The following is a 12,953-nucleotide window of genomic DNA, read 5'->3' as shown; positions in this document are numbered from 1 at the left end:
TTCGAGGTTGTGATGAACGAACTGACCAAAAAGAGTATCCGCATATTGATCACCCTGGGCTTGTTAGGGCTCGCTATCGTCATGGGCCGCAAGTTATGGGTGCATTACATGGATTCGCCGTGGACCCGCGACGGCCGCGTGCGCGCTGATGTGGCGAATATCGCTGCCGACGTTTCGGGGTTGGTGACGGAAGTGGCGGTCAAGGACAACCAGTACGTGAAGCGCGGCGAGGTGTTGTTCCGCATCGATGCCGAACGATATAAACATGCACTGGCCCAGGCCCAGGCCGTGGTGGAGCAGCGCCGCGTCATGTTGGAGATGAAGCGCGGCCAGGCCGCACGACGTGCCCAATTGGATGACGAAGTGGTGTCGCGCGAGAACCGCGAGGATACCGATTTGATCGCCGCCAGTGCCAGGGCCGATTACGACGATGCCGTAGCGCAGCGCGATCTGGCCAGGCTCAACCTGGAGCGGACAGCCGTGCGTGCGCCGGTGGACGGTTGGGTTTCCAACCTGCTGGTGCGTCCCGGCGATTTTGCCCAGGCTGGTGCGCCGAAACTGGCGCTGATCGACCGCAATTCCTACTGGGTATACGGCTACTTTGAAGAGCACAAGCTGGCGCTGATGCATGTGGGCGACCCGGCGGAGGTGCGCATGCTAGGTACGAAAACAATCCTGCACGGCCATATCGAGAGCATCGCGCGTGGCATTACCGACCGCGATAATCCGACCGACGTGCGCTTGCTGGCTAACGTGAATCCGAGTTTCAACTGGGTGCGCCTGGCGCAGCGTGTGCCGGTCCGGATTCACCTGGACAATGTTCCGCCCGACTTTATCCTGGTGGCGGGCATGACCTGCTCGGTGGTGATTCACCCGGAACTGGCTGGAAGTACCAAGGCACAGCCCGCAAAGCCCGCGCTGAAATCAGCAGCGTCGGGCGCGGGTGACGTTCCTTACCTTGCCTACCAGCGCAAGCACGCGGCTTAGCTGGTCGAGGTCCGCGACTTCGATGGAGAAGCGCATCCGGGCTTGATGGTGCTTGCTGAGCGTGTTCGTTTTGGTGACATTGACGTGCTCCTGGGCGAGCAAGTCGGTGATGTCCCGCAGCAGTCCCTGGCGGTCGATAGCCTCCACCTCGATATCCACCGAGGTACGCTGCTGGACGGCGGCCGTTCCCCATTGGGCATCCAGCAGCCGAGCGCGCCGATCTTCGGGCAAGCGGGCGATGAAGGCGCAATTCTGGCGGTGTACCGTCACGCCGCGATCGCGAGTGACGTAGCCGACAATAGGCTCGGGCGCGACCGGCTTGCAGCATTTGGCAGTGTTGGAGAGCACATTGCCCACGCCTTCGAGCAGGATACCGGAGGTGTTTTCCGACAGGGCCGGGCGCGATACGGGTTTGGGTTGTAGCGGTTTGGCCGGTTCGTGATCCTGAACAGCCTGAGCGATTTGGTGTGCCGTAACGTCGCCCCGCCCGATCGCGGCAAGGCAGTCTTCCAGCTTGTTAAAGTGCAGCTTCTGCGCCAGCGCTTCCTGGTTGATCGTGCCGACGCCGAGGCGGTGCAATTCCTTATCCAGCTTGGCGCGGCCTTGCGAAACGTTTTCCTCGAAGTTCTGGTACTTGAACCAGTGCCGAACCTTGCTACGTGCACGGGCGCTCTGCAAATACCCCAATGAAGGGCTGAGCCAGTCGCGGCTGGGCGAGCCGGTCTTGGCGGCGAGGATTTCCACGCGCTGACCGTTCTGCAGCTTGTAATTGAGCGGCACGATGCTGCCATCTACCTTGGCGCCGCGCGTGCGGTGCCCGAGATCGGTATGCAAGGTGTAGGCGAAATCGACCGGTGTGGCGCCTTGCGGCAGGTCGATGACCTTGCCCTGCGGCGTGAGCACGTAGACCTTGTCCTGGAACAGCTCGTTTTTGAACTGCTCCATCATGTCGCCGCTGTCGGCAAGTTCTTCCTTCCACTCCAGGATACGCCGCAACCAGGCGATTTTCTCGTCGAACTTGGCGTCCGACTTAGCCCCTTCCTTGTAGCGCCAGTGTGCTGCAACGCCAAGCTCCGAATGCTGGTGCATCTCGTGGGTGCGAATCTGCACTTCCAGCGCCAATCCGCGCGGGCCAATCACGGCGGTATGCAGCGAGCGGTAGCCGTTGCTCTTGGGATGCGAGATGTAGTCGTCGAACTCGCCGGGAATGGGCTGCCACAGCTGATGGACGAGCCCCAGCACCGTGTAGCAATCCTTGATGTCGTCCACCAGGATGCGCACTGCGCGTACATCATAAAGCTCGGTGAAATCGAGGTTCTTGCGCCGCATCTTGTTGATGATGCTATGAATGTGCTTGGGGCGGCCCATGACTTCGCCCTGGATCTCTGCGCCCTGCAACTCTTTACTGAGTTGGGCGACGACATCGACGATGTATTGCTCGCGGTCGATACGGCGCTCGTCCAGCTTGCGGGCGATTTCTTTATATAACTCCGGCTCCAGATGCCGCAGTGACAAGTCTTCCAGTTCCCATTTCATCTGCCAGATACCGAGCCGGTTTGCCAGCGGTGCGAAAATACCGCGCGTTTCGCGGGCAATCTTCTTGCGTTGTTCTTCGGAGGCGCCGGTGAGGCTGCGCATGGTCTGGGTGCGTTCGGCGAGCTTGATCAGTACGACGCGGATGTCTTCCACCATCGCCAGCAGCATCTGCCGCAGGCTTTCGATCTGCTGCCCCTGGTCGCCTTTCTTGGGGTCGGGCGCATGCAGGCTTTCCATCTCGCTGAATTCCTGGATCTGCTCCATGCGCGAGATGCCGTCCACCAGGCTTGCGACGGCGGGCCCGAACCGTTCGGCAATGGTGAGGCTGGCGTCTTCCAGCTCATCCGGGACGGCGTGCAGGATCGCGGCGGCGATGGTGTCCACGTCCATGTTCATGGCGAGCAGGATGGAGGCGGCACCCAGGGCGTGCTGCATGAGCGGCATGCCGGTGATCTCGCGCCGGGGGGCATACAATGGCTCGGCTAACTCGCAAGCACGGCGCAGTAGCTCAAGCTCTTCGGGCGAAAATTTATCTGATAATGCCGCGAGCCAATCGGAGACGGTCCAATCGTTGCGATTGGCGAGGACGCTTAATTCGTGCTGAACGGAAACCATGACGCATTATGGCGCAAGTGCGGTGTCGATGCAGGAACTGCGGGGAATATGGACGAGTCCGACATGAGGATAAGTACGATCAATAATGAGAACCGTGGATGATGGGGGCTTGGATTATGGGTGCTTGGGCGACCTTTCGCTTTTATCAAGAGCTCAACGATTTTCTGCCGCGAGGGCAGCGGTATCGGGACATCGTTTGCCAATGTGCGCGTGCCGCAACCACCAAGCATATGATCGAAGCCCTGGGCGTGCCTCATACCGAGGTGGAACTGATCCTGGTCAACGGCGAGTCGGTGGGCTTCGACCGCATGCTTGAAGATGGTGATCGCGTGGCCGTATATCCCACTTTCGAGGCTTTAGATGTCACGCCGCTTGTACGACTGCGCGAAGCACCGTTACGGCAGAGCCGATTCATCGCCGATGCGCACCTGGGAGGATTGGCCAGATTTCTCCGGTTGGCAGGGTTTGACACCCTCTACGACAACAACTTTCACGATGCTGAAATTGAGGCGATTGCTGCCCGCGAACACCGCATCGTGCTCACCCGAGACCGGGATTTGCTCAAACGGCGCACGATTACGCATGGCTGTTATGTGCGGGCCTTGAAGGCGGAGCAGCAGTTGGCCGAGATTATCGAGCGGCTGGATTTAAGGCGCAGCGCCAAACCGTTCAGCCTGTGCCTGCAATGCAACGCGCCGCTGCATCCCGTGCCCAAGGCGGAGATCGAAGACTTCCTACCGCCCAGCGTGCGGGAACATCAACAGCGGTTCAGCACTTGCGAGGTATGCCACGGCATTTTCTGGGAAGGCTCCCATTGGCGACGCATGGCCGTTTTATTGGCCAAGCTGGGAATTACCGTTTGATGGACGACTTAGTGGGCCGCGTGCTTGCGCTCAGGCAAATGACGGGCGCATAGATAAGCCCCGAGCGAGACTAATCCCAGTGCCGCGATGAGCCACGCGTTGAGAGGCTCGCCTAGCAGAGGTACGGCGGCGATGCCCGACAGCACCGGCACCAGCGCGATCATTGCCCCGGTTCGTTCCGCGCCGAGGATGGAAACCGCCTTGAGGAACAACAGCATGGCGACGATGGTCGGCCCGATGCCTTGGTACAACGCCTGGATAATGATTTGCGACATGGGGGCGGCGCCGATTTGCTTGGGCAGCCACAGGAGATAAATCGGCAGGTAGATGGCCGTCGAGCCGAACGCGACAAAACGCGTCAGAACCCATGGGTTGTAATGCCAGCGCCGGGCCAGGATGGTGTAGAACGCCCAGATGGTGGAAGCAACCAGGAATAACCCATCACCGACCAACGTGGTGCCGGTCCAATGCCCGCCGGAAGCCAGGATATAAGGCGCCGCGGCACAAAGAACCCCAGCCCCGATGATGAACAGCCCCAAATGCCGTTCCCGTGGCGGCTTGACGCTGAACAGCAGCCAGGTACAAGCCATGATGAGGAAGGGCTGAAGGCCCGGCAGGAGGATGGCGGCATGTGCAGCCGGGGCGAACTTAAAAGCGCTATAAGCAAAGACCCCATAGAGCACGCCTGCCAGCACGGTCAGCAGCCAAAGCTTGCGATCACGCCTGGCGCTCTTGGGGATGCCCTTGGCAAACGGCAACAGCAGCAAACTCGCCGCCGCCAGACGCAAGGCCAGGATGTCGTAAGCCGTGAGCGGACTCTTGCCACCCATACGCGAGATCAGGATAAAGCCGGTCCAGATGGCAACAGTGCCGAGGGCGGCGAGGTAGCCTTGCAGGGGGCGTGGTTGTGCGGTCATGGCAGATAATCAACCATCAATGGGATACACCATCGCTGCGCAATACCTTGATGAAAGTCAGCCAAAGCACATAGATGTCGAAAAAGAACGAGCGGCGATGCATGTATTCCGTATCGAGTTTGACTTTGTCCGGGATGGCCAACTCGTCTCTTCCATTGATTTGGGCCCAACCTGTCAGCCCCGGCGTTAAGGTATGTACACCGTTCTCGGTACGCAAGGCGATTAAATCGTCTTGATTGAACAGTGCCGGCCGTGGTCCGACGAAGCTCATGTCGCCCTTGAGAATACTCCACAGCTGAGGCAATTCGTCCAGACTGCTTTTGCGCAAAAATGAACCGATGGGAGTCAGGTAAGCAGCGGGATTCCCAAGTAGGTGAGTCGCGACAGCCGGCGTGTCCATGCGCATGCTTCGAAACTTCGGCATCTTGAAAATACGATTGTTTTTGCCAACGCGATCGCTCCAGTAAAGCACGGGGCCGGGAGACGTCACTCGCACGGCAAGGGCGACGATGACGATAGGAAGCAGCAGAAGCAGGCCTGCAAGGCTGGCAAGGGCAAGATCGAAAATTCGCTTCATGATTTATGCATCAATCTGGTTGAACCATTTTGCCGTTTCGGCGAATCCTTCCTGGGCGTTCCATGGTGCTTTCCAGCCAAGGTCTTGTTGAATAGACGAGGTGTCGACCACCAGAGAGTCGAGCAACCGGTCAAGCTCGTCTGATTTACCCGTAATTTTTGCCGCCACGCGCAACCAGCTCGAGGGCATCGACGGCAAATAGATTCGGGTTCCCATGGCCACAGCCAGATTTCGCATGAGGTCTGGAGTGGAAAACGTTTCCCGGTCTGCTACTAGATAGGTATTGCCAGCTGCAGCAGGGTGACTGAGGGCCAAGGTAATGGCGTCGATTAAGTTACCGATGTAGATCAAACTTCGTTTATTACGGATGCCTCCCAGCGGCATGGGAAGCCCTTTTTTGACGATCCGCATCAGTCGCAAAAAATTGGCGCCGACGCCGGGGCCATACACCAGGGGGGGACGGATGACGACGATTTCCATGCCAGTTTGCTTGCCTATCTCATGAAGCCCTTGTTCCGCTTCCCATTTTGAAAGGCCGTAGGCATCTTGAGGTGCTGGAGTGTCTTGGCTTTTGAAATGTCCTGATTCGCCGTTGACCTTAATGCTGCTAATGAAGACGAAACGACGCACTCCGCTACTGGCGGCTTGCCGGGCCAAATTGAGCGTGCCGGCCGTGTTGGTTTTCCGAAACTCTGCAAGCGGATCTGCAGCCTGGTCTTCCATCATATGAACGCGGGCTGCCGTATGAATGACTGCATGACAATCCTTCAAAGCTGAGTGCCAATCCGTTGAGTCATGAATATCGCCCACGCTGACCTGATTGGCAGTGGCCGCATCACGAACTGCCCTCGTGATGACTCGACCGGAGGATTCAAGGTGCCGGCATAAGGCTTGTCCGACAAAACCATTGGCGCCGGTGATCAATATGGATGACATGGATAAGATGGTTCTCGACCCGAATGGCCGCTAATCATTAGCGGGCTAGCCATTATAGCGAAGGGCATTCAGCTTTCTTGCAGAATTATTGTTACTTCGACGATTCAGGGCGGATTATTCGGAGACGATTTTCATCGCAAAGATATGGCGAGCCGGTGCAAGAACAATGAATAAATTCTTTCGCAATCTCAGACTGAAATTCTGGCGTGACGTGACGTATTACAACACTGGGTTAGACACGCTGAGTTTGAGAAATACCGATGCTGATTGCAACATTCGCTGCTCCCCTGGCGCGTTGTCTGCTGGGGTTCCTGATCCTTATTCGCTTATCTATTCCGCTGGCTGCACAAGCCGCTGATGCCGGCGATGAACCGCTCGACCCCCAGTTGAACGAGCGCATTATCTACGTCCCTATCCAACAAACGCCCTTGGTGCGGCTGCAAGTCACGGTGTTCACGCCACCAGGTGCTGGCCCGTTCCCGCTTGCCGTACTCAACCACGGCAAAAATCCCGGCATGCCGGAAAACGAAAAGCGTTACCGCTCGGTGTATGCCGCTCGTTACTTTTTGTCGAGAGGGTATGCCGTAGTGATCCCGATGATGCGCGGTTTTGCAGGGTCCGACGGGGATACCTGGGTGACGGGATGCAATCTGGAGGCGATGGCGGTGCATCACGGGCAGGACCTTGCCAGGGTCATTGAATATCTAGTTAACCATCCCGATGCTGGGGTGCCTGTTGAATCCGGTAAGGTTGTTATTTTCGGCCAGAGCATGGGCGGTTGGAATACGTTGGGTGCCGGCAGTTTGAATATCCCCGGCGTTAAAGGCCTCGTCAATTTTGCCGGTGGATTGAACGCACCCGATTGCCTTGGATGGCAAGGCTCGCTTGCGGCCGCTTCCGGGCATTTCGGCCAAAATACACAAGTGCCGTCGCTCTGGTTTTATGGCGACAACGACTCCAAATTTGCGGTTCCAGTCTGGCGCAACATGCTGAAGCAATACAACCAAGGCGGCGAAAAAGCGGAAATCGTTGCCTACGGCAATTTCATGCGCGATTCGCATGGATTTCTCGGTAGTCTAGAAGCTTTGCCGGTGTGGATGCCGAAAATGGATGCATTCTTGGCCAAAATCGGACTCCCCGCTGAGCCTTTGCATGCCGAACTGTTACCTGCACCGTATCCCGCAGCGACAAACTTCGCCGATATCGGCAATATCGATGCGCTACCGCTCGTCAACGAACCTGGACGCGAAGCCTACAAGACATTCCTCAAGAAAAGCCTGCCTAAAGCATTTGTGATTGCAGATGATGGAGCGACTTATACAACGGTGGGGGGGTACGACCCGCTGCAACAGGCGATGAGTGCTTGTAAGCGGCAGCATCAAGGGTGTGAGGTGTATGCGGTGAATGATAAGGTGGTTTGGGAACAGTCGCAAAATTGGAGGGCTAAATCCGCAGTAGCGGAATCATTCCGAGCTTGGAGGAAGCCCTAGTTCTGGTAACTATTTCATATTGATGCCTTTGATATGGTCCAATGATGATTTTTCATCAGGTCCGATTCGATAATATCAACTGATAAAGAGATATTGTTTGTCTCGTTACTATCTCAGTCGAGAATTCTTGCACTACACGAGCACGACCACGTTGTCCCATCTGGATTCTTAGTTTCTCATCCAGTAACAACCGTTCAAGTGCATCCGACAAACTTTCGGCATTTTGAGGCGGAACCAAGATTCCATTATCACCATTTCGTACAGCCTCTCTACAACCGGGAACATCCGTTGTAACGCAAGGCAATCCGGCAGCCATTGCTTCTAATAGAGATTTAGGAAGTCCCTCTCGATATGAGGGTAGACACGCGATGTCTACTTCGGAGAGTAACTTGGGGATATCATCACGATAACCTGGAAGTTCCACAACTCCTTCTGCACGCCATTCGGAAAGGGTTTTTTCATCGATGGATGCGTGGTTATCCAAATCAGCTTTTCCAATAATCAAAAAACGACAAATTAAGCCCTTGTTTTTAATGATTCGTGCGGCATTAACGAATTCCGCTATTCCTTTATCCCATAATAGCCTTGCTACAAGAGCCACAACTGGTGGATGATGTGGTTGCCCACCCAACTTGAAATTTTCCGGGTTTACGCCCGCCCCTTTGATGAGAACCGCGTCAGCCTCGCGGACAATTTTCGCAGCAACGAAAGACGTAAGATCGTCCGAATTTTCAAAAATAACTTTGCTCCCAGATGGATTAAGGAGAAGTTTTAGGGAGAGGCCCAGTAGTGGACGTATTATTTTTACAACTAAACGTTGTGAAATATATAAATACCCCATACCCACAATTGCGTTGACAATGCCTTTTTGCCTCGAAAGTAGACTCGCAACACCTCCAAGCAGTATAGGTTTTAAAGCGATGTGATGAACAATATCTGGCTTTTCTTCGAGGTATATCTTCGTTATTGAATAGATGTTTTTTACTGAGGTAAACGGATTTAAACTACGGCGCTCAATTTTTAGATGTATTAAGCGAAGTCCGGCATTTTTAATTCTGTCGCCATGCTGATCTACATTGGTTATTACGAGTACATCATAGCCACAATTTTTAGCAGCAATTGCGCGCTCTAAAAAATGGGAACAGAAAAACCAATCAACGGAGGTGAAGTATATGAGTTTGGGTCGTTTAACCGAGCTCATTTAACGCGATACATACTTATTCATTTTTTTAAAGGATCTTATATTCTTGCAATTCGGAAATAATTTTTGGCGGAATGTTTTCTCCCATACGGCGATTGAAAATAAACTCTCCCCCTGGAATAGCTGCCAGTAAGTCAACTGCAACTTTTGCAGTTGTCATTAATAAAGTAGACATTACGTTTCGCCATTCTCTATTTGAGTAAAAAAAACTAATTTGGGCGGCACAGAGGGAGCGGCGAGCGAGCCAAGTACGTTTAAAGTCGAATGAATGAATGCGATATGCCAGTAATACCTCGGGGAGGCATGCAAACTGGCTGTCACGATAACTCCTTAGCAATAAGTCTTGATCTTCTGCCCTTCGCACTTCTGGAATGCGATATCGGTGCCGACGGAACCATTCTGTCCTACCCATCCAGGTGGGGTGGGCTAAATAAAATCCTCGTGACGGATTCGCACATATTTCCTCATGCGTTTTGGCAAGGGGAAATAGACCAATAGGCCGCCCATTGTCATGAAAGGTTACGGGACGACAGCCGACAAGATCAATTTCAGGGTGAGACTCAAGGAATCTAAGTTGTTTTTCCAAACGTTGTGGAAAGGAAAAATCATCTGCATCCATGCGAGCGATGAATTTGCCTCGAGCGGCATCGATGCCTTGATTTAGTCGAAATGCTAGTCCACGATTCTTAGTTTCGCTTAGTACATATACCCGAGGATCACCAATACTAGTTGCCAAATCACCTGAACCATCAGTGGATCCATCATCAATCACTAAAAGCTCCAAGTCGGCTAGAGATTGATGAAGGATAGATTGAATAGCAAACTTTAGAGTGTCGGAGCCATTTCTAACTGGCAGCAAAACAGACACTAGTGGCTGAGTAATAGCAGTATTCAACGATTAAAAAGGCTTACGTGCCATCATATTTAATGAGAAAAAAACACCGAACGGCTCTTTAGCTTGAGAAGCATCAACAGCGCCGGGAACAAAATGCGGTTCGTGAGGATACTCTTGGCAATCAGCATATCCGCATTGCTCAAGAAGATAAGATAACCAGCATGCATTGTAACCAGTTTTGTGGAAATCGTAGGGGGTGGATTGACCGCCATAAATCAGGCCAATCCAAGGAGAGTGTCCTTTCGTATGAAAGTGCGTGAGATTTTCTTTATAAATAGTCACAATACGATCAATGTCGGGAACTGAGATACGTAATATTCCTCCTGGTTCAAGTATTTCAAACCAGCGCTTAAGAATAGGCTGCACCTCATCATGGCCAAAATGCTCTAGCACATGACAAGCGTAAATTTCACTTACGGAATTGTTCGGAAAGCGTCTCAATTCTCGAATGTCATCTATAACGTCTACTGCAATGGTCGCTAATGCATCAACATTGCAAAAGCCTTCCAGCTTAATGTTGCCACACCCTAGATGAAGACGATAAGGCGGAGTAAATTCAGCAAAGCGGTCGATCTTGGGAAATATTTTTTTTAGAGATTTTAATATATCCAGAATTTTTGCTCGTTGTTCTGGGGTTGTCATTCTGCGAATTTGAGAGCGAAGCATTTAATTGGCCTAAGCGATAGATTTGTCGTACGTTTACTCTATTCGGAGATGAGCTTATTCCACATCTCTTCTATACCCTTTTCGAATGACACATTAGGATGCCATCCAGAACATTCACGAAGACTTTTAGAATCAAGGATATTGGCAGGAACGTCAAAGCGCCTGGTAGCTTCTGTTCTAATATAAACTGAATAGCCAGACTTAGTTACAAGTGGCGAAAGTGTTTCTAGTACTTCTTGGTTATCGCGGCCAATGCCGGTACCTATATTGTAGGCTGTACCACAAGAGCCTTTCTCCAGTGCGGCAACAATGCCACTAGCTATATCTTTCACATGGATATAATCACGGATAGTGCCACGGGTACCGAATATAACAACTTCTTCACCGCGAAGTATGTATCCCATTGCTGTTGCAATAAAACCTTGTCCCATAAAAGGCTTTTGTCCAACTCCATAGGCGTTGGCTGGTCGGACAATCGTGACTGGGAGGCCATGTAATCGATGGAACATCATAGCGTAACGTTCGATAGTGAGCTTGGTAATTCCATATGGAGAAACAGGAGCAAGCGCTGTCTCTTCTGAGATAGGTAAATCCTCGACCAGTCCATACACTGTGCCACCCGAGGATACAATTAACAATTTACGTAACTTAGTACCCAGAGCGCATGCCTCTTCAAGGAGTCCTACGCTTGGATATAAATTTGCTTGGATATCATTTATCGGATCGGCAAAGCTAGTTTGTGGAACGGTTGCATATGCAAGATCAACAATTTCGTCACATGTGTGAAGTATTTGGCGCAACAAAGGTCGGTTGGCATAATCGCACGACACATACTCACAGCCTGATGGTAAGAACTCAGGGTTGGAGCGCCGACCAATTGCTATTACATCTCTCCCTGTCTCAACTAGCGCTTGGGCCAAGTATCGACCGATAAAACCGGATCCGCCAATAATGCACGTGCGCACAACTAATCCTTATCTGGAAACTACACCACTCAAAATTTCTTCGTAATCTTTCGCAATAGTCAACCAATTAAAGCGTTCGCGCCATGCAGCATGGCCATTTTCTCCAAGTTTGCGAAGATCCTCCGGATGATCCATCAATTCAAGGATCATTTTAGAAAGCAATTCAGGGTCGACGCGAGTATAACCACGTTCATCTTTAAGCGCAGGGCAAATACACCCGCCGCCCGTCCACTCTGCAATTTCTTCTGCATTACCTACTGGGACCGAGAGGAAAGGTAAGCCTGCTGCTGTGGACTCGAAAAGAACCAACGGAGAGTATTCAATGTTCGAAGCAAATACGAAAAGGTCTGAAGCTTTGTAGGCTTGAATTAGTTCGGTTCGCGGCAAATCTAACTGCAAGATTTTTTTATTTCTAACCTGATGATTTATATCATTAATCCAATAGTCCAACGTTTTTTTCTTTTGCCCCAACAAAGTTGCTATACGTTGCCAAACCCCTTTCCACCCCTCTTTCTGGTAAACCCTAAATGCCCTACAAGCTTTTCCTGCTAATTTGGATGTACGTTTACCGAGATGTCTAAACCTAATTAATAAGTTCTCTATGCCGCTGCATTTGCTGGGAGTGGCTAAATTCACTCTAATGTCGGAAATGCTTGGAAGCCTGTTGCCATTTAAAATAAGGGTTACATGTCGTCCCTTGGAATTGAGCCGAGCGACGGCTTCAGCAACTTCTCTGTGTCCTTTCATGCCAGTCATGCTGCCGACAGTTAGCAACAGAAAGCTAGACTCAGGAATTCCATGTCGTTCTCTGAAAGATGAGTCTTTGATAGCAGAAAACTCTTCTTCACAGGCACCATTAGGAACTATCGAGAAATGCTGCATGCCATGATTTTTGACGAAATCGATGTCTCGGTAGCGTTCTGCATAAAAGATGAGGTGATCAAACTTACGAAGAATATTAGGTAGATTACAGAAGTACTGTGCATATTCAGGTTCATAGAGTCCAGAAAAGCCACAAGGAATAAAAACTTTGCGCGCTTTTATTAAATCTAGAACTGGCCATGACGCATCAAAAGTCCATTGCTGGGCAGCTTTAATCATGATGGCATCTGCATTAAAATTGGCGAGAAAGCTTTGGTATCGCTCAATTTCCCCTTCTAAGCCACGAGTTAAGTTGCCCGTGACAGCGAACTCGACGATTCTTACACCATTATGAGAATCAAAGTTTCGGTTGTTCAATTGAGACGTAGCGATGGTAACTTCGTGGCCATTTTTAACCATTCGTTCGGCTATCTGACGCATTAC

General features: G+C 52.0%; 12 protein-coding genes. 3 read left to right on the top strand and 9 right to left on the bottom strand.

From position 1 onward, the window contains the following. Nucleotides 1-12: 12 nt before the first annotated feature. Nucleotides 13-987: an efflux RND transporter periplasmic adaptor subunit gene (locus tag NMK_RS04260; RefSeq protein ID WP_109014530.1), complete on the top strand. Its 975-nt coding sequence runs from the start codon at nucleotides 13-15 to the stop codon at nucleotides 985-987. Here the strand turns inward: NMK_RS04260 and NMK_RS04255 are convergent. Continuing rightward, a complete protein-coding gene (locus NMK_RS04255) occupies nucleotides 925-3,138 on the bottom strand; it encodes a RelA/SpoT family protein (RefSeq protein ID WP_109014529.1) in 2,214 nt (737 codons plus the stop codon). The two genes, NMK_RS04260 and NMK_RS04255, sit on opposite strands and share 63 nt — an antisense overlap. 98 nt (nucleotides 3,139-3,236) lie before the next feature. On the opposite strand from NMK_RS04255, the gene NMK_RS04250 reads away from it, so the two are divergent. Next, nucleotides 3,237-4,001 (top strand): Mut7-C RNAse domain-containing protein, encoded by a 765-nt coding sequence (locus NMK_RS04250; RefSeq protein ID WP_109014528.1) that lies wholly within the window; start codon nucleotides 3,237-3,239, stop codon nucleotides 3,999-4,001. An 8-nt stretch (nucleotides 4,002-4,009) separates the two neighbouring features. On the opposite strand, the gene NMK_RS04245 is transcribed toward NMK_RS04250, so the two are convergent. From NMK_RS04245 to NMK_RS04235, 3 genes are read right to left on the bottom strand one after another with little or no spacing between them, the layout of a single operon-like run. Beyond that, the gene (locus NMK_RS04245) at nucleotides 4,010-4,918 is read right to left on the bottom strand and encodes a DMT family transporter (RefSeq protein WP_109014527.1); all 909 of its coding nucleotides are present in this window, start codon (nucleotides 4,916-4,918) and stop codon (nucleotides 4,010-4,012) included. A gap of 16 nt (nucleotides 4,919-4,934) precedes the next feature. Beyond that, the gene (locus tag NMK_RS04240) at nucleotides 4,935-5,495 is read right to left on the bottom strand and encodes a sugar transferase (RefSeq protein WP_109014526.1); all 561 of its coding nucleotides are present in this window, start codon (nucleotides 5,493-5,495) and stop codon (nucleotides 4,935-4,937) included. Between the two features lie 3 nt (nucleotides 5,496-5,498). Then, complete coding sequence (locus tag NMK_RS04235) at nucleotides 5,499-6,431, bottom strand: UDP-glucose 4-epimerase family protein (RefSeq protein WP_109014525.1); 933 nt, start codon at nucleotides 6,429-6,431, stop codon at nucleotides 5,499-5,501. A 260-nt stretch (nucleotides 6,432-6,691) separates the two neighbouring features. Between NMK_RS04235 and NMK_RS04230 the strand changes: the two genes are divergently transcribed. Further along, nucleotides 6,692-7,921: a dienelactone hydrolase family protein gene (locus NMK_RS04230; RefSeq protein ID WP_109014524.1), complete on the top strand. Its 1,230-nt coding sequence runs from the start codon at nucleotides 6,692-6,694 to the stop codon at nucleotides 7,919-7,921. A gap of 55 nt (nucleotides 7,922-7,976) precedes the next feature. Here the strand turns inward: NMK_RS04230 and NMK_RS04225 are convergent, their stop codons facing one another. Genes NMK_RS04225 through NMK_RS04205 form a run of 5 tightly spaced genes read right to left on the bottom strand, consistent with a single transcriptional unit; the run spans nucleotide 7,977 to nucleotide 12,950 of the window. Beyond that, nucleotides 7,977-9,122, bottom strand: a complete 1,146-nt coding sequence (locus NMK_RS04225; protein WP_109014523.1) for a glycosyltransferase family 4 protein — start codon at nucleotides 9,120-9,122, stop codon at nucleotides 7,977-7,979. Nucleotides 9,123-9,150: 28 nt separating this feature from the next. Continuing rightward, nucleotides 9,151-10,017, bottom strand: coding sequence for a glycosyltransferase family 2 protein (locus NMK_RS04220; RefSeq protein WP_109014522.1), 867 nt, complete (start codon nucleotides 10,015-10,017; stop codon nucleotides 9,151-9,153). Between the two features lie 3 nt (nucleotides 10,018-10,020). After that, entirely contained in the window at nucleotides 10,021-10,683 is a 663-nt protein-coding gene (locus NMK_RS04215; RefSeq protein WP_109014521.1) for a class I SAM-dependent methyltransferase, read from the bottom strand. 38 nt (nucleotides 10,684-10,721) lie between these two features. Then, nucleotides 10,722-11,648 carry an NAD-dependent epimerase/dehydratase family protein gene (locus tag NMK_RS04210; RefSeq protein WP_109014520.1) on the bottom strand — a complete coding sequence of 309 codons (927 nt, stop codon included), beginning with the start codon at nucleotides 11,646-11,648 and terminating at the stop codon, nucleotides 10,722-10,724. A 9-nt stretch (nucleotides 11,649-11,657) separates the two neighbouring features. Then, nucleotides 11,658-12,950: a glycosyltransferase family 4 protein gene (locus NMK_RS04205; RefSeq protein WP_227871357.1), complete on the bottom strand. Its 1,293-nt coding sequence runs from the start codon at nucleotides 12,948-12,950 to the stop codon at nucleotides 11,658-11,660. Nucleotides 12,951-12,953 lie beyond the last annotated feature (3 nt).

The sequence above is a fragment of the Novimethylophilus kurashikiensis genome, from assembly GCF_003112435.1.
In the GTDB taxonomy this organism is placed as follows: domain Bacteria; phylum Pseudomonadota; class Gammaproteobacteria; order Burkholderiales; family Methylophilaceae; genus Novimethylophilus; species Novimethylophilus kurashikiensis.
This window is presented reverse-complemented; position numbering and strand designations above follow the sequence as displayed.

What these genes read in the sequence shown, in the direction of transcription:
- NMK_RS04250 (WP_109014528.1), top strand. Translation starts at nt 3,237, where the DNA reads ATGATGGGGGCTTGGATTATGGGTGCTTGGGCGACCTTTCGCTTTTAT.
- NMK_RS04205 (WP_227871357.1), bottom strand. Translation starts at nt 12,950, where the DNA reads ATGCGTCAGATAGCCGAACGAATGGTTAAAAATGGCCACGAAGTTACC.
- NMK_RS04240 (WP_109014526.1), bottom strand. Translation starts at nt 5,495, where the DNA reads ATGAAGCGAATTTTCGATCTTGCCCTTGCCAGCCTTGCAGGCCTGCTT.
- NMK_RS04235 (WP_109014525.1), bottom strand. Translation starts at nt 6,431, where the DNA reads ATGTCATCCATATTGATCACCGGCGCCAATGGTTTTGTCGGACAAGCC.
- NMK_RS04260 (WP_109014530.1), top strand. Translation starts at nt 13, where the DNA reads ATGAACGAACTGACCAAAAAGAGTATCCGCATATTGATCACCCTGGGC.
- NMK_RS04245 (WP_109014527.1), bottom strand. Translation starts at nt 4,918, where the DNA reads ATGACCGCACAACCACGCCCCCTGCAAGGCTACCTCGCCGCCCTCGGC.
- NMK_RS04230 (WP_109014524.1), top strand. Translation starts at nt 6,692, where the DNA reads ATGCTGATTGCAACATTCGCTGCTCCCCTGGCGCGTTGTCTGCTGGGG.
- NMK_RS04255 (WP_109014529.1), bottom strand. Translation starts at nt 3,138, where the DNA reads ATGGTTTCCGTTCAGCACGAATTAAGCGTCCTCGCCAATCGCAACGAT.
- NMK_RS04215 (WP_109014521.1), bottom strand. Translation starts at nt 10,683, where the DNA reads ATGCTTCGCTCTCAAATTCGCAGAATGACAACCCCAGAACAACGAGCA.
- NMK_RS04225 (WP_109014523.1), bottom strand. Translation starts at nt 9,122, where the DNA reads ATGAGCTCGGTTAAACGACCCAAACTCATATACTTCACCTCCGTTGAT.